At 46.8% G+C, this 15810-nt stretch carries 17 protein-coding genes; 4 read left to right on the forward strand and 13 right to left on the reverse strand.

The annotated features are described in order from the left end of the window. The first annotated feature begins 62 nt into the window (after positions 1 to 62). Complete coding sequence (locus tag ACQW03_RS06965; RefSeq protein ID WP_441948935.1) at positions 63 to 986, forward strand: hypothetical protein; 924 nt, start codon at positions 63 to 65, stop codon at positions 984 to 986. Positions 987 to 1059: 73 nt separating this feature from the next. Here the strand turns inward: ACQW03_RS06965 and ACQW03_RS06970 are convergent, their stop codons facing one another. The 3 genes from ACQW03_RS06970 to ACQW03_RS06980 all read right to left on the reverse strand — a co-directional run bounded on the left by ACQW03_RS06970 (position 1060) and on the right by ACQW03_RS06980 (position 3337). Further along, the gene (locus tag ACQW03_RS06970; protein WP_023987081.1) at positions 1060 to 1851 is read right to left on the reverse strand and encodes a dioxygenase family protein; all 792 of its coding nucleotides are present in this window, start codon (positions 1849 to 1851) and stop codon (positions 1060 to 1062) included. Between the two features lie 92 nt (positions 1852 to 1943). Then, a complete protein-coding gene (locus tag ACQW03_RS06975; RefSeq protein ID WP_071644203.1) occupies positions 1944 to 2768 on the reverse strand; it encodes an alpha/beta hydrolase in 825 nt (274 codons plus the stop codon). 269 nt (positions 2769 to 3037) lie between these two features. Further along, positions 3038 to 3337, reverse strand: coding sequence for a hypothetical protein (locus ACQW03_RS06980; RefSeq protein ID WP_071639586.1), 300 nt, complete (start codon positions 3335 to 3337; stop codon positions 3038 to 3040). A 197-nt stretch (positions 3338 to 3534) separates the two neighbouring features. Here ACQW03_RS06980 and ACQW03_RS06985 point away from each other — a divergent pair, with 197 nt between their 5' ends. After that, positions 3535 to 3966: a hypothetical protein gene (locus ACQW03_RS06985; RefSeq protein WP_441948938.1), complete on the forward strand. Its 432-nt coding sequence runs from the start codon at positions 3535 to 3537 to the stop codon at positions 3964 to 3966. Between the two features lie 161 nt (positions 3967 to 4127). Here the strand turns inward: ACQW03_RS06985 and ACQW03_RS06990 are convergent, their stop codons facing one another. From ACQW03_RS06990 to ACQW03_RS07035, 10 genes are all read right to left on the reverse strand, one after another. Then, positions 4128 to 5075, reverse strand: a complete 948-nt coding sequence (locus ACQW03_RS06990) for an ABC transporter substrate-binding protein (protein WP_441948940.1) — start codon at positions 5073 to 5075, stop codon at positions 4128 to 4130. Positions 5076 to 5203: 128 nt separating this feature from the next. After that, complete coding sequence (locus ACQW03_RS06995; protein WP_441948942.1) at positions 5204 to 6229, reverse strand: FecCD family ABC transporter permease; 1026 nt, start codon at positions 6227 to 6229, stop codon at positions 5204 to 5206. After that, entirely contained in the window at positions 6229 to 7296 is a 1068-nt protein-coding gene (locus tag ACQW03_RS07000) for a FecCD family ABC transporter permease (protein WP_420538172.1), read from the reverse strand. Before ACQW03_RS07000 ends, ACQW03_RS06995 begins: the two co-directional genes overlap by 1 nt. Positions 7297 to 7514: 218 nt before the next feature. Continuing rightward, entirely contained in the window at positions 7515 to 8489 is a 975-nt protein-coding gene (locus tag ACQW03_RS07005; RefSeq protein ID WP_023987074.1) for a glycoside hydrolase family 43 protein, read from the reverse strand. 220 nt (positions 8490 to 8709) lie between these two features. Beyond that, positions 8710 to 9996, reverse strand: coding sequence for a threonine ammonia-lyase IlvA (gene ilvA, locus ACQW03_RS07010; RefSeq protein WP_071644201.1), 1287 nt, complete (start codon positions 9994 to 9996; stop codon positions 8710 to 8712). Between the two features lie 333 nt (positions 9997 to 10329). Beyond that, positions 10330 to 11169, reverse strand: coding sequence for a carbohydrate ABC transporter permease (locus ACQW03_RS07015; protein ID WP_071639581.1), 840 nt, complete (start codon positions 11167 to 11169; stop codon positions 10330 to 10332). A 3-nt stretch (positions 11170 to 11172) separates the two neighbouring features. After that, positions 11173 to 12135, reverse strand: coding sequence for a carbohydrate ABC transporter permease (locus tag ACQW03_RS07020; RefSeq protein ID WP_023987071.1), 963 nt, complete (start codon positions 12133 to 12135; stop codon positions 11173 to 11175). Positions 12136 to 12162: 27 nt separating this feature from the next. Then, complete coding sequence (locus ACQW03_RS07025) at positions 12163 to 13455, reverse strand: ABC transporter substrate-binding protein (protein WP_071639580.1); 1293 nt, start codon at positions 13453 to 13455, stop codon at positions 12163 to 12165. 240 nt (positions 13456 to 13695) lie between these two features. Further along, positions 13696 to 13920: a small acid-soluble spore protein Tlp gene (gene tlp / locus ACQW03_RS07030; RefSeq protein ID WP_013308822.1), complete on the reverse strand. Its 225-nt coding sequence runs from the start codon at positions 13918 to 13920 to the stop codon at positions 13696 to 13698. A 73-nt stretch (positions 13921 to 13993) separates the two neighbouring features. After that, positions 13994 to 14605 carry an alpha/beta hydrolase gene (locus tag ACQW03_RS07035; RefSeq protein WP_220030767.1) on the reverse strand — a complete coding sequence of 204 codons (612 nt, stop codon included), beginning with the start codon at positions 14603 to 14605 and terminating at the stop codon, positions 13994 to 13996. 217 nt (positions 14606 to 14822) lie between these two features. Here ACQW03_RS07035 and ACQW03_RS07040 point away from each other — a divergent pair, with 217 nt between their 5' ends. Beyond that, on the forward strand, positions 14823 to 15134 hold the full coding sequence (locus ACQW03_RS07040) for an autorepressor SdpR family transcription factor (protein WP_013308820.1): 312 nt from the start codon (positions 14823 to 14825) through the stop codon (positions 15132 to 15134). Beyond that, a complete protein-coding gene (locus tag ACQW03_RS07045) occupies positions 15131 to 15784 on the forward strand; it encodes an SdpI family protein (protein WP_441948947.1) in 654 nt (217 codons plus the stop codon). The genes ACQW03_RS07040 and ACQW03_RS07045 overlap by 4 nt, the downstream gene beginning before the upstream one ends. Positions 15785 to 15810: the final 26 nt, after the last annotated feature.

Consider the following 15810-nt stretch of genomic DNA (forward strand, 5'->3'; position numbering starts at 1 on the left):
CTCACGATACATTTACCCTATACACTACAGTTACATCAAAGAACGTAATGGAGGGTTATATCATGAAAAAAATTACCAAAGCCTATCTCATGCTCGCAGCCGTAACTTTCACAGTGCAGACTATGGGATTGGGATATACGACATCAGCCAAAGCGGCGATGTCTACTACGACATCTCAGGCAGAAAGTGTACAACATATCTCCAAGACCTTCGAGCAGCTACTACGCCAACCCGGCAAGCTACCTCAGGCATTCACTTATTTGCAAAAGCATATTCAATCCATTCCAGCCTCTCAAGCTACCATCATGGTGCTTCATCTGGAAAATGCGCAGAACCAGCAATTGGATTCCTATGCAAAGACGTTATACCCGGCCTCTGTTCAAACCAAAATAAATCAAATCTATAAACCCGGTGATTCGTTCACAAATGTAATCAGCCGTTCAAGCGATGCGAACCTGAAAAAGTTGCTAACTCAAACAAGAGATGCCGGCTACAAACTTGAAACTGCAGAAGGCATGTACTACCCAGTCATCAACTATGAAAAATATAAAGTCTTCGGGAAGCACACCTCGACAGATATCCGCAGCTATATTGACATCATGGCGATGGAATCCGGACAGGCGGCTACCAAGGATGCCGCGCTCCGTATCGGATACCAACAGTTAGCCGGACGAGTGCTGGCACAGGAGGCATTTTTAAACCAATATCCACACTCCAACCGTACACAAGCTATAAAAAATTTGCACGATCTGTACTTCTTCTATACTTTCTATGGCACGAACAATACGCCATTATTCGATTATGATACCGGGAAGATTCATCCGAATGCCAAAAAAGGGTATCAACTCGTCGTTCAACGTAATATGGATTCGAAGAGTACCTACATTCAAAAGCTGAAAGCATTTATGACACTGTTGGATCAAAATGGAGATCAGCGTACTACGCAGGTATCCACTTGGCTAAAAAAGAACGTGCCTTCTAATTAATCAAAGACGCAAAATACACAAAAGAACTTCCATTCCCACACACCATGTGGATTCGGAAGTTCTTTTTTTACATTTACGTATCACTTTCTTGACCAAAAGCCCAACAATTGAGACTCAACGAGCCAAGGACATACGACTGAAAAAGCTTATGCGCAGAGCGCTCATGATCCGCAGCCCCCATCGCATAAAACAAAGGTGAAAAATGCTCTATTCCATAAGAAGGTACCGCCTGTTTGGCATATGGAGCCTTTTTGTCATATTGGAATAGGTGACGCAAATTCCAGTCTTGGAGTTGCTGTGCAATCCAGTCATCATATTGAACGGCCCAATCGGCTGGCTCACTCGTCTGCTTGAGTGTTCGCAAGTTGTGGACCAATCCGCCGCTACCGATAATCAAAATCCCTTGTTCTCGCAAAGGCGCCAGCATCCGTCCAATCTCGTATTGCTCCTGAGGAGCGCGCCGAGAATCAATGGATAAGGGTACGACCGGTATGTCCGCATCAGGATATATATGCCGCAAAACCACCCATGCCCCATGATCCAGTCCTCGGTTCCGAACCGGCTGGTGGAACAGGTTATGCTGACTGAACAGATGCTCTATCTCCTCATACAGCTTTGGATCGCCTGGTGCAGGGTAATCGATTGAGTACATTTCTTCGGGAAAGCCATAGAAATCGTGCAACGCTGCATGCTGATCATCCGCGCCGATACATTGATCGGGGCTATCCCAATGCGCGGAAAAAATGACAATTCCTTTGGGTCGGGGCAGGCTCGCGCCCAGCTTTGCAAGAAAGCTGGTATATGCGTTATTTTCTACAGCCAGTGTCGGTGAACCATGCGCAACAAAAATTGAGGGTAATGTCATCGCTGCCAACCTCCACACGCCAGTATAGTGTTACTCTTCCATTTTACTCCGGCGGAGGCGCAATTTCCAATACAATCCGTTACACACTGAAATCAGATCATCCAGTGCTGCCAATCCCGTTGAATATTTTCCTGCTCATCCAGCCATTCAAGTGTCCGATCAATGAGCCGTTGCCGCTCTTTACCTGACGAGAAAGTGTGATCCCCCTGGAAAATAATCTCTTTATCACAGCGTCCCTCTGGGCGCATCCAGAATACCTTTTGAAACAGAAATGCATAATCCACAGGAATAATATCATCCGAGGTGCCATGAATAACGAGCACATCTCCGTTAAATTTAACGGCCTCCTGGAACGGCTGAAATTGAGCTAACGACTCAAAATAAGCAGGCGTAAACTTATAGCCCAAATAGTCGGCATGACCGGTTTTAACAGACTCATCGTACACGCTTCGCTCCGTAATTTTGACGATGTCGTTGAATGGATAGCCCACTGCTGACCAAAGAACCAGATTTTGTACTCTCTTATCCCGTACAGCTGTGAGAAGGGCAACCGCGCCCCCCAGACTGTGACCGATCAGCGTCACCTTGGTCGGGTCAATGTCCGCACAATTGACGGCGTAATCCAACACGGTACGTGTCTGATTGATCATGGACTCAAGCCCCTGCTTGCCGTATTCACCTGTGCTTTCCCCACAACCGGCAAAATCAAAGCGCAGGACAAAGTATCCCCCTTCGGCCAGTTCACGCGCAGTCTTGACGAATAATCGATCTACTCCGATACGATTGCCTACAAAACCGTGACATATAACAACGAGGGGAACTCGTCTCTGACGCTCTCCCTCATTTGTACGGTTTGGATAATGAATTGTTGCGGCCAGTTCTTCATGTTCAAAGCGAATTCCAATTTGCCGTTCCATCCTGATTCCCCCTGTTTCAAGCTTCACTACATTTATGAATTCAAGCTCATATAGTAACGTGGAATATCCATCCAGGATATTCATTCACTTTAATTCCGATAAGTTTAATAAGTTTTATAGTAAAGTCAGTCTATCATCGCCCTGCTTCCTTGTCAACCTGTCAGTTCACATCGTTAAAAAAGTAAACAAATAGCGCTCCCCGATGCGATTCCGGAGAACGCTACACTACACTTATTAGAGTGAATCCACTACATTAAAGTAGACATTCGTTATTCGTAGCTGTTCCTAAACATTTGGTGGGTCTCCGTTCGTCCCTCCCACTCCAGCTTACAAGAGGCGCCGTTATGTTCATCCTCATGCCACAGGCTGCGGTAGTTCTGTGTACCTAGTTCACCTGCAAATTCTGTATCCTCAGCCACTTCAATATCGTCCAGTATACGGTAGGTTGGAGAAGTTCCTTGAACACTCCGGTGACTCACATTTGTAGACGAGGCCACCCCGCTATTCCTGTTCGAAGCGTTTGCCAATCGTTTTTGGACTGAATAATCTGCCTGGTTCTCCAGTTTCATGATGCCACACCCTCTTAACGTTTATATTCAGGTTGCTCTATGTGCTCACCCTTTATCCAGTTTGAGGAGAATGCAGCGGTAATATACATTCTATAGATAAAGTCTTTTGCCATCCGACGCTTCCTCACGTATACTGTCTTTGTTACGAAATGGCGGTTCCATCAGCCCGGGATACGCTCATAAAGCAGGAGGAAGAAATGAATAAAGCAAAAAATTATACGCTTATTGCATGGATTGCCTTGTCTATGTTTTTTTTGACACAGGCAATTATCGGATGGTTTGTCACCTTTACAGGCGGGGAAATCAAACCCTTTGAAAAAATCAGCCTATCCACCCTTATCATCATCGCCGCAGGAGCCATTCTACTCGTTGAAGCCCTGATGAATTTTATGGACCGTCCCGAAGAAGGCGAGGAGACACAACAGCCAGAACATGCCCCTGTAAAGCCCCAGATGAATCTTAAATCCATCTTGATGTATGTTGTGTTAGTTGTCGTGATTCTTGTCGCCGGACTAGCGTTGCGCAGTGTACTGCCGGTATTCAGGATCTCCCCTTGGGTAAATTTAATTCTCGCCGCCATCGGCTTTATTGGACTCAAACCAATTTTTCTGCGTAAAAAACGTTCATAGCCTGCAATTCTCATTATATGGAGCTGTCTCATTTTGGATCGTAGCAGCTCCTTTTCATTTCGATCGGGCAACCGACTTACAGCTTGGGTGTGCGCCAAAAAGCCGTATTCCTGGTCTGCAAGAAGCTGCATGGGGGAATACGGCTTGATATACTTTAGAACTTATTTGGAAAATAGTTGTTCTGCATTATCCAGAGCAATTTTATGTCCCATCGCGGAATAGTCCAGCCAAGGCTGTCCGTCCAACATGTAGACATGCCCTTGCTTCACCGCTTTGAGACCTTGCCATACTGCATTTCCTTCCAGCTGTTTGTATACCTTTTGGGCATCCGCACCTTTACTGATGATAACAAGGATCGCATCGGCATCATAATCCGGTAAAACCTCTTGGGAAACAACCTGATAAGCCTTGTTGATCTTTTCTACACCTTTGGCTGGCTTCAAGCCCAAGTCCTGATACAACAGCGGTCCTACGGGACGCTTCATCCCCATAACACGAACCTCTTTCGCCGTCACACGTACAGCCATAACCGTTCCGTCCCCAATTTTTGAACGAATCAGCTTTTTGACTTGTTCCTTCTGTGTATCATAATCTTTTAGAAATGCGTCTGCCTGTGCTTCATGTTTGACCATAACGGCTATTTTTTTCAATTGATCCTTCCATGTGCCTTCATCCAGATCAAAAACTTCAGTCGGCGCAATTTTTTCAAACTTGGCCACATCGGTCCCCGAATATTTTTTGTCCAAGAAAATATGATCAGGTTGAAGTTCCAATACCGCTTCCATATCCGGGTCTGTGACAACACCTAGCTTACGGGTACTTTGAAGACGATCTTTTACATGGGGCAGAAAATCCTTCACATCTCCACCAATGACCGAACCAGCCGGAGTAATACCCAGTGCCAGCAGGTTGTTCGTCAAATGAATAGACATCGAAGCAATACGCGAATCCGCACTAATGGTTGTCTGCGCACTGCCAGCCGCTTTCGTATCGGTAGCCTGTTTGTCGGCTGCTTGTCCGCAAGCGGACAGCATGATCATGCATACAACAAGAGTTGTGACTACCCATGAACGTTTAAAACCTGAACCCTTAAATTTGTGCTTTCTCATGATTACTCTCTCCTATGCTACAGAAACTCTACATTATAATGATCAATATAGAAGGCTTCTACTTAGTGTTTTTTTCGGCGTGTTGCAACCTTTGCAGCATTTGATTTCATATGTACCTATTCCTTCTGTCATTTTGTTCGGGACAACAGGAATAAAAAATACGGAGCTCCTACCACAGCAACCACCACACCTGCGGGAATCGCATTCGGCTGAAACACCGAACGCCCAATCGTGTCTGCGGTGACCAGAATAACGACCCCGACCAAGCAGGCTACTGGCAGCAAATGCTGGTACATCGGCCCAACCAGACGGCGAGCCAGATGGGGTGCAATCAGCCCAATAAAGCCGATGCCTCCGGCCATAGATACGCTGGCACTCGATAGAGCCACGGCTGCGCCCAGCAGTAATAGGCGCTGACGCTTCACACTTGTACCGATTCCAGCCGCAGTCTCGTCACCCAGCGACAGGTTATTCAGGCTACGCGTCTGCGACAGAACATAGGGCAACACAATGACAATCCACGGCAGCAAAGCCGCTGCATGTATCCAGTCCCGGCCCCATACGCTGCCAGCCAACCAACGTGCAGTAAATGCGTATGTATCCTCATCCAGCCGCAACGACCAATACAGCGTTATGGCGCTAAGGCCCGAGGCTACACCGATGCCGGACAAAATCAGACGCACGGGCACGATTCCTCTGTTGCGGTTATAGGACAACAAAACAATCAGCACCGCCGCAAGGACACCTCCTGCAAAGGTAAATAAGGGGATCAGCATGGCTGCCGATCCTTCCAGATCGCGAAAAAAACTAACGAACATTACCAGCCCCAACGCAGCCCCTGCGTGAAGTCCAAGAACTCCCGGATCAGCAAGTGCGTTCCGTGACAAACCTTGCATGACCGCCCCGGCTGCGCCTAGTCCCGTTCCAGCCAGCACCGTTACAACAATACGAGGCAGACGATACTCGAACAGAACGATATGATCACGTCCGTTGCCACCGCCAAACAACGTATCCAGCACGCGTAGCGGTGGAATACGAATCGTTCCGGTATTCAAACCCAAAACAAGGACAGCAAAGCTGATCCCCGCCAAAACCAAACAAACGAGCCAAGCCTTTGTCGTCCTTTTATCCCCGGTCCCTAAAGAGCGTCTCACTATAAATCCCTCCTTTCCTTACGGGCGAGAAAGAGGAAAAAGGGTACTCCGATAAAAGACACCATAATTCCAATAGCTAGCTCCTCTGGCGGGTTTGCCATTCTCGCTCCCAAATCTGCCAGCACCAGTAATACGGCTCCCAATAACGCAGACAGCGGCACGATCTGGCGATAATCCACACCGATTAGCTTGCGAGCAATATGTGGGATAACCAAACCTACAAAGCCGATGGCTCCGGCAGCCGATACAGATAGGCCAGCCAGTACCACTACAGTCAGCAGACCCAAAAGCCGGATACGCCTGAGATTCAACCCAAGGTTTAACGCCACCTCATCGCCCATCGAAATCAGCGAAATGGAACGTGCCAGCCCCATAGACCAGGCGATCACAATAAGCAAAATCGGTGCAAGAATCTCAAGCTGCGACCATTTAATCCCGGCTACACCACCCGCATACCAGAAGGCTAAATCCTGACTTAGATCAAAATAAATCGCAATCCCCGAAGTCATGGAACCTAACAAGGCAGCCGTCACAGCTCCAGACACCGTCAATCTCATAGGTGTCAATCCTCCAGGTGCAGATGCTCCCAGACCAAATACTAGTAAGGTACTCATCAGCGCCCCCAGGAACGACAATACTATTAACGTCCCATAAGGTAGATTGGGGAAAAAGGCAAAACTCACTGCAACTACAAACATCGCTCCTGCGTTAATGCCCAGCACACCTGTATCTCCCAGCGGGTTCCGTGTAATACCCTGAATCAGAGAGCCTGCCACCGCCAGCGCAGCTCCAATAACAGCTGCACCGAGTACACGCGGTAATCTCAGCTCGTGAATGATCTGATGTGTCATTAGCGAACGATCATAGTGAAATACTGCCGACCACACGGTGCTTACGGTCAAATCCTTGGCTCCGAGAGAAATGGCGGCGAATATGGCCAAAGCTAACAATACAGCCGAAGCTGTGAACAACAACGCCTGCCGAACCCTACCGGCTCGAAGCACTGGACGTGCTGTTATGTCTACTTCAGGAACTGCCCTCTCTGTCTGAGCTGTATGTTTGTCCATGCTGTCTTTAGACTGCATTTGGTGAGGTCACTCCCTCCATACCTGAAAATCATCACGTCTCTTATAACGATAACGATAATGATAATTATTATCAACTTGATACATAATAGCATGTTTCTATGACATTGCAAGCCAAAAACTGTTCCCCCTTAGGAGGAACAGTTTTTGAATATATCTATATGATTTTACTGCACAAATGACTCCAAACGGGCCTCTCTTTAGTACGTAGGCCAGCCTGCCGAATCCCATTTCAAATCACTAATCAGAAGCTTTGGATTTCCACCATCAGTGGCATCATAGGCATGACGTGCAATCACACTGTTGTTATAGACAGATTGTCCACCCGGTCCCTTCCAACGGTCATTCCCTGCATCCAGTATCGTTCCACCGCCATCCATCAGGCTTTTGCCGCTCTTGTCCACATACGGTCCGGTAATACTAGTAGAGCGACCGTAAATAATCTTATAATTACTGTCTACGCCTTTGCAGCAGTTATCAATGGAAGCAAACAGATAATAATAGCCGTCACGGTATGTAACATGTGGCGCTTCCAAACCACCAGCCGTACGCTTGGCGATAGAATAGATCTGGCCCGTAGGCTTCATCGTATTCTTGTCCAATCGAGTCACTTTCAAGCCTGAATTCCATGAACCAAAGGAAAGCCACGGGTTACCGGAAGCGTCAATGACGAGATTCGGGTCAATGGCATTATAATCGTTAGCATCCGTCGTACGCAGCACTAGTCCATCATCTCTCCAACTCCCCGCGCCAATGCTCGTTGCGGAAGCTAGTCCGATAGCCGAGGTCCGGGCACCAAAAGTAGAAATGGAATAGTACAGCCATACCCGTCCATTGTACTTTTGAGCATCCGGTGCCCATACATCGTTAGTCTTTTGCTTAGGTACATACGATTTCCACCATGATGGCGGCGACAGGAATATTTGCGGCAATCTGTAAAAATTGCGTCCGTCGTCCGATCTTTGAACCTGTATCCCCTGCCCTGTGGAGAAAATATACCATGCGTTGCCTTCCTTCGTAATGGACGGATCATGCACTGCCACATCGCCAGTTAACGCCCAATGCTCTGCGGATGCAGATGGCATCACTGACAGCATTAAAGCAGCCGAGGTTACGGCAGCAAACGCCGTTCGGGTCAATTTACTCTGTACTGATTTTTTCCATGCTTTCAACATTCTTTCGCACCTCCGAATGAGTATCTTATAATAAAATTCAGGTGACACGCCTATTACATTAGTGTTTTTACTTATGAAGTTACCCATATATTAACCTATCACATTCAATTTTGTAAACGCTTTATTTCAAATAAAAAGAAATTCATAAACTACGCATAACACTATAGATACGAGGAGTTTGCAAAATCCTGATACAAAAAAGGAGCCCGTAGGCTCCTTTTCAAATTAACATATTAAATAGATTTTCGTTTTTGTTCAGTTCCGTATATTTAAGCCCCTTGCGGTTCATTCGTTCAATTAAAGGAAGATAGTCTTCCTTGTGGAACAGCTCAATGCCGACCAGAGCTGGTCCATTTTCCTTATCATTCTTTTTCGTATATTCAAACCTAGTAATATCGTCGTCTGGTCCAAGCACATCCTGTAGAAACTCACGCAGTGCCCCAGCTCTTTGCGGGAAATTCACCATAAAATAATGCTTCAGTCCTTCGTAAATTAGGGACCGTTCCTTAATCTCCTGCATACGATCTATATCGTTGTTACCACCGCTGACGATACAGACAACCGTTTTGCCTTGAATCTGCTCGCGATACAAATCAAGTGCTGCAACAGGCAGTGAACCCGCAGGCTCCACAACAATCGCATTTTCATTATACAGCTCCAGGATCGCGGTACATGCTTTGCCTTCCGGTACCTTCACAATATCGTCCAAGGTATGTTTACAAATATCGTATGTCAGCTGACCCACACGCTTCACTGCAGCTCCGTCAACAAACTTGTCTATTTGATCCAGTGTAACCACCTTGTGCAAACGCATCGCTTCCGTCATCGACGCCGCGCCGAGGGGTTCCACGCCAATTACCTTGGTGGACGGACTCACGGTTTTAACATACGTACCTACGCCTGCCGCCAAACCGCCGCCGCCAATCGTTACGAACACATAGTCCATAGGTGTATCTAGGCTCTCCATCACTTCCATCGCAATCGTACCATTGCCCGCAATAATTTTCGGCTGATCGAACGGATGGATGAAGGTCATTGCCTGCTCGCTGCACACCTTCATGGCCTCGTCATAGGCATCGTCAAACGTGTCTCCGGTCAGAATGACCTCTACACTGTTACCGCCAAAGCGACGAACCTGCTTCACCTTCTGATTGGGCGTTGTACTCGGCATAAATATTTTACCGTGGATACCAAGTGCATTACATGAAAAAGCCACACCTTGCGCATGATTCCCCGCACTCGCACACACGATTCCTTTTTCCATTTGCTCAGGGGTCAAGCTGCGGATCATGTTGTAAGCTCCACGGATTTTAAAAGACCGCACGACTTGGAGATCCTCTCTTTTCAGATACACATTACAGTTATATTTGGCCGATAGGACGGCATCCCTCTGTAAAGGTGTACGTACAATCACCTCACGCAGCATATGATGCGCCCGTACAATATCCTCCATGGCAACGGTTGACGCCATGGTCGGGTCAGTTTTCTGGGTTTCTGTTGGTTCCATAGGTTCTCCACGCTCCGCCTGAATATTTCTGTATTTGAGCATTTTGCATAAATCCCAAGAGCGATTTCAAATCAGCAATATACAGATCGAAACGGTTTAGTTCGTCTATATATTGTACTTTTGAGCGTCAGGAATCGAATTATGCAAAGTGCTGTATTTGAAATCTTTCAAATATCATACCACGTTTACCCATAGCTTGTGCAGATGATAGTCATGAAAATGAGAATGAAAATCAATCGAATCTAAAAAAGGCAGACCGGGACAATGCCCGCTCAGCCTTTTCTGACGTTGCACATTTCTTGTATTCCATTGCTCTATTTAATACCTATCCGATTATCCTTTTACTCCGCCTGCCGTCATCCCTTCAATAAAGTAACGCTGGAAGAACAGGAACACGACGAGAATCGGTAAAATAGCCAAAACGGATCCCGCGATCAGCACATCATAATTGTTGCCATACGGCGTCAGCAGACTGGACAGTCCAATTGGCAGTGTCAGCATGTCGTTGGTACGTAATACAATCATCGGCCACAGGAAGTTATTCCAACTGTTCATCGCCTGCAAAATAGCCATTGCCGCAAATGCAGGCGCCATCAGAGGCATCATAATCCGCACGAAAATTCCATATTCTGAACAGCCGTCGACCCGCGCAGCATCCATAAAGTCCTTGGGAACACCACTCAAATATTGACGGAAGAAAAAGATCGGGATCGGCGCGACGACGAAGGGTAGAATTACGCCCCATACTGTATTAATTAGCTTCATGCCAATCATTAGCTTGTAGAGCGGCAGCATGATAATTTCTACCGGGATCATCATCACGACCAGTACCAGTGTGAAAATCACATTTTTCAATCTAAAACGGTACATCTCCAGACCGTAGCCCACCATCGCGGACAATATCAGACATAACACCGTAAACAAGACGGTAATGACAATACTGTTCCAGTACCATTGAAAATAATCCGTCGTCCCCTGAAAAATGAACGCATAGTTTTTCAAGGACATGATGCCCCACTCCAGCTTAAGATTCAAGCCGTAGCGCAGCAGCTCCGTCGATGGCTTGAACGAGGCAAGCGTCACGGCAAATAGCGGAAACAGGGCAAACCCGGCAAACAGAATGAACAGGACAACGAGCAATACGGATAACGAGCCTTTTTGTTTCTGAGCCATCGCTTAATCCTCCTTCCGGAACATGCCGAAAAATTTGAGCTGGATCAGGTTCAGCACGAGTGTAAATACGAGCAATACAATGCCCACCGCAGCTCCAAAGCCCATACTGTTCTGCTCCAGACCTTGGCGATAGAGATAGCCAACAATCGTTAAACCAATATCGTTCGGGGAGTTATTTCCGTTCCACAACATGTAGCTCTCCGTGAACATGGACAACCCCGCATAAATGCTAATCGTAAATACGTAGATCGTCACTGGTTTCAGCATAGGAATCGTTATCCGCCAAAATGAATCGAAACGACTGGCTCCATCAATCTGCGCAGCTTCATACAACTCGGGAGGAATGTTCTGGAGTCCCGACATGTAATAGAGCATGTTCACGCCCAACCATCTCCACAAGGCCAGCACGATCAACGCTAAAAAGCCGGTGTTCGCGTTCATTAGCCATTTGTAAGGCTCCAGACCGAATACCCCCAACAGGGAGTTCATCAGAGAACCATCCAATTCCCCGAACATGAGGCGGAAGATCGTTCCTGCTACCACCACCGAGGTTAGTGCAGGTATAAACATCACGGAGCGAAACAACCCTCTGCCCGGCATTTTAGGCGAATTCAGCAATACCGCCAATACCAGCGGCAAAGGAATCAGCACGACCAGGGTAAGCAGCGTGTACAGGACGCTATTCAATATCGCCTTTCCAAACGTAGGATTGATTAAGTCCTTATAATTCTCCAGTCCAACATAAGTTGTTATCCCTGGCAGAACTTCCTGAAAGCTCATAATGACTGTCGAGATGACCGGATAGGCAAAAAATAGCGCAAAGGACAGTAAAAATGGAAGGACAAACACATACGGTGCCGTACGGCTGGAATGAATAAAGCGACTCCATCGGCTCCTGGTCGGACGCTGAGGCTGTGGCGGCTGACCTGTCGGTACATTAGCGTTCGTATGAACGGGCGTTGCCATGAATCTCACTCCCTTTCCTGTTGGGGTCTATCTCAGTTCATCTGCCAGCTCATGTAGCACCGTGGCTGGATCTTCGCCATTCTGTAGTGTCCGATAAAGTATTTTATTGCGCACAGCACTGGCGATATCAGGCGTTTTCGGTCCAATATGCACCGCATTGATTTCATCTTTGACTTCGATGAGCGTGTCAAAAATATTCGTTCCGAAATAATCCGTAAATTTATTCTTGGCTTTGGCTTCCGGCAATGTCCACACTTCACTACGGATGGGATCAAAACCTAGCTGCTTCCAGATCTCCACATTCCCTTGCTTGGATAGCTTGGCAAAGGCCAGAAAGCGCATCGCCAGATCCTGGTGCTGCGATTGGTTCGTGACTACCGTTCCGGTTCCACCCATACCCGCTGAGCGATAACCGCCTTTTTCCCACGCCGGCATAGGTCTGATGATGATTTTACCTTTCAGGTCAGGCATGTAATCCGTAAAACGCCCCATGTACCACATCGGCATCCATACCGAAGCGGCCCCACCTTTGTTCATAAATCCGTAGTATTCCTCCATGTGATGCCCGCCGCCCGGTGCGGGAATAGCGATTTTGTCTTTTACCATCTGTTGAAGAAACTCGAGTGTTTTAATATTGGTTTCGTTATCCAACGTCAACTCTCCCTTGTCATCCAGAAAATCTGAATTTTGCTGGGAGATCATCGGCCAATAGCTCCATAGATCATTCGTTTCTAAGGTCGCCATGGGCTTGCCTGTTTTCGCCAGTACTTGCTTGCCAGCAGCAGCATAGTCTGCCCAGGTGACGATGGAATCCGGGTTTACCCCCGCCTGATCCATAACCTCTTTATTGTAATACATCACTTCGGCCCCAACGTGGAAGTCAATGCCGTAATATTTACCGTCTTTGCCGTAAATCTGTACTCTGGAAGGCACAATGTTATTGATCTCGGGGTCAATCACCGGATTGAGCGGGACCAGCTGCGGTATGCCTTTGAGGAAATTACCGATCTTGTTCACCTCGATATCCGCGATATCCGGCGCTCCCACCCCCGATTGCAGCGCAATCGACAGCTTACTGTGATGGTTGTCATAAGGAAATGTATTCGCTTTCAAATTAATCAATTCATCAGGGTGCTGTTGGTTCCATTGGTCAGCCATTTGCAGAAAAAACTTCTCATGCAGTTCATTGAACGTCCATAATACAAGTTCTGTTCCCGGCCCATCCTTTTCATCGGTCTTGAAAGAACAGCCTTGCAGCAGTCCAGCCATCAAAACCACCGCCATAAGCATCAAAGCCATGCTTTTTCTTCGCAGCAGCATATCCTTCCCCCTTCGCATGATGAAATCCTAATTCGTAAATGATTGCGCTTTCTTTTATTATTTAACATCAACACAAATTAGTTTACAACAACATTATTTATAAAATATTTATTTTCAACGCAGATTAGCGTCTCCTTTGCATTATAGGGGGAAAATGAATTGAATGAGGCTATGATGATTTTTGCATAAAAAAGAGGCCCCCCTCGAATTGAAACTCGAAGTTGGGCCTCGCTTTTTTAACTACTCTTGGGAATGGGCTGCTTCGTCCTTCACTTCTTCCCGAAATGATCTAATACTTTCTTTACGACGATTATTTTTTTCTTCGATCTGCTTACGCTCCTCGTTGCTGATTTCAGAGGAAAATTCGTTTAGATATCCTTCAGCTTCATGCAGGTTCTGCTGTGTGTTCTGAATACTTTGTTGCAAATGTTCAACATTATCGGCTCGATTATCTGGTTTTGCCATTCGTTTGTCGCCTCCTAATAATGGGGTCGCTCAGTAGAGCGCTAATCCGTAGCTTGATCGCTATCGGGTCATTTTATGCATTAAAATGCTCCCCAAACCACTTTCCTGCGGCTTCGGCTTCAGTCCGAGTCAATTGATGACCATTGCGTTCCCAATATGCTTCCACCTGCGCTCCGGCCCCATCCAATAATGCTTGCAGCTCCTGAGATTCTGAAATCGGAACAATCGGATCATTCTCACCGGAAGACAAAAATACAGGGATACCATTCAAAGCAGGCAAATCCAGGCCACGCAACGGCACCATTGCATGGTGCAAAATAGCTCCACGTAACGCTTTTGCATCGTGAAAGAGCATGCTGGCGGCTATGTTTGCACCATTGGAATAACCAAGAGCCACCACGTTATTACGGTCAAAATCGTATTGCTCTGCTGCTGTGTCCACAAATTCGCTCAGTTCTTTGGTGCGAAATACGAGATCCTCGATGTCGAACACTCCTTCTGCCAAACGGCGAAAGAAACGCGGCATCCCATTTTCCAGCACGTTTCCTCTCACGCCTAACACAGAAGCTCCCGGTGCTACCATCTCAGCCAAAGGTATCAGGTCTTGTTCGTTCCCGCCTGTACCATGCAACAGCAAAATAACCGGGGCTTGCGGATGATTTCCTTTACGAAATACGTGTTTCATTTATATTTCCTCCTCATTTTTTCTTTAAATTAAGATTCTTATTTTTAGTATAAATTAATTATAGCCAACTTCGCTGCCTTTTACAAACCTAATTAGTCTGATCTACATCTTTTTTCTAAAATGATGCCTTGTTCCATTGACATGTAGAATAGCTCTACTTTACTATGGTGTTAGATATTTAGAATATTATCTAAATATCTAAAGGAGGAAATGTATTTTGAACGATGCCTTCAAAGCTTTGGCTGATCCGACCCGGCGTACAATCTTACAGCTTTTAAAGGAGAAAAGTATGAGCGCAGGTGAAGTGGCTGAACATTTTCAAATTAGTAAGCCCAGCATCTCCCACCATCTCAATATCCTGAAGCAGGCTGGGCTGGTGCTGGATGAACGACAGGGGCAAAACATTATCTACACCCTGCATACAACGGTTGTGGCGGATGTCATCGGTTGGATGTTCAGCATCGCCCACTCCGATACCCCTGCCCAGAAAAATGTGAATCATATCAAGGATACGGAGGGATCTGAATGAAATTGCGAACACCTTGGGGCTTTACGGATGTTTTGACGACTTTGATTGCCTTATCACCCGCTATAGGCGCTATACTGCTGTACGACCGACTTCCCAATGTTCTAGCCTCGCATTTTGGCTTTGACAATACAGCAGACGGGTATATGAGCAAAAGTGGTTCTATTATCATGCTCGTGCTGTTGGGTCTAGTACCGCTGGTCATTCGTTTGGCACGCTACATGGACCCCAACAGAGCTAATTATGAGAAATTTTCAAAAGCCTATGAAGTTACGCGTGCAGGTATTTCTTTGGTTCTCGCTGTAGCTGGATGGGGGATGCTGCTGTATAACCTGAACATACGACTGCAAATGAATACTATAATTTTGGGGGTAATAGGCCTGCTGCTGCTGGTGATGGGTAATTATATGACTCAGGTGCAGCCGAACTATACTTTCGGTATCCGCACGCCGTGGACTCTGTCCAACCCGGAGGTATGGCGTAAAACGCACCGTTTCGGTGGACCTATGATGATGCTCGGTGGTGCTTCGGGTTTGGTGGCGGCATGGGTCGATGGAGTGGCGGGAACGGTCATTTTTCTATCCGTGCTGACCATATCCGTCATCTCTCCCATACTCTATTCTCTCTTGTTGTATCGTAAGCTAAACCAGTAAGCAGACAAAGCCAATCCTGAACCTAA

Source organism: Paenibacillus sp. DRB1-1 (genome assembly GCF_052119485.1).
Taxonomy (GTDB): Bacteria; Bacillota; Bacilli; order Paenibacillales; family Paenibacillaceae; genus Paenibacillus; species Paenibacillus polymyxa_B.

Coding starts and splice junctions, on each gene's coding strand:
- tlp (WP_013308822.1), bottom strand. CDS start 13,920: ATGGCAAAACCAGATAATCGAGCCGATAATGTTGAACATTTGCAACAA.
- ACQW03_RS06985 (WP_441948938.1), top strand. CDS start 3,535: ATGAATAAAGCAAAAAATTATACGCTTATTGCATGGATTGCCTTGTCT.
- ACQW03_RS07005 (WP_023987074.1), bottom strand. CDS start 8,489: ATGTTGAAAGCATGGAAAAAATCAGTACAGAGTAAATTGACCCGAACG.
- ACQW03_RS07000 (WP_420538172.1), bottom strand. CDS start 7,296: ATGGACAAACATACAGCTCAGACAGAGAGGGCAGTTCCTGAAGTAGAC.
- ACQW03_RS06975 (WP_071644203.1), bottom strand. CDS start 2,768: ATGGAACGGCAAATTGGAATTCGCTTTGAACATGAAGAACTGGCCGCA.
- ACQW03_RS06990 (WP_441948940.1), bottom strand. CDS start 5,075: ATGAGAAAGCACAAATTTAAGGGTTCAGGTTTTAAACGTTCATGGGTA.
- ACQW03_RS06980 (WP_071639586.1), bottom strand. CDS start 3,337: ATGAAACTGGAGAACCAGGCAGATTATTCAGTCCAAAAACGATTGGCA.
- ilvA (WP_071644201.1), bottom strand. CDS start 9,996: ATGGAACCAACAGAAACCCAGAAAACTGACCCGACCATGGCGTCAACC.
- ACQW03_RS06965 (WP_441948935.1), top strand. CDS start 63: ATGAAAAAAATTACCAAAGCCTATCTCATGCTCGCAGCCGTAACTTTC.
- ACQW03_RS07025 (WP_071639580.1), bottom strand. CDS start 13,455: ATGCTGCTGCGAAGAAAAAGCATGGCTTTGATGCTTATGGCGGTGGTT.
- ACQW03_RS06970 (WP_023987081.1), bottom strand. CDS start 1,851: ATGACATTACCCTCAATTTTTGTTGCGCATGGTTCACCGACACTGGCT.
- ACQW03_RS07035 (WP_220030767.1), bottom strand. CDS start 14,605: ATGAAACACGTATTTCGTAAAGGAAATCATCCGCAAGCCCCGGTTATT.
- ACQW03_RS07015 (WP_071639581.1), bottom strand. CDS start 11,169: ATGGCTCAGAAACAAAAAGGCTCGTTATCCGTATTGCTCGTTGTCCTG.
- ACQW03_RS07045 (WP_441948947.1), top strand. CDS start 15,131: ATGAAATTGCGAACACCTTGGGGCTTTACGGATGTTTTGACGACTTTG.
- ACQW03_RS07020 (WP_023987071.1), bottom strand. CDS start 12,135: ATGGCAACGCCCGTTCATACGAACGCTAATGTACCGACAGGTCAGCCG.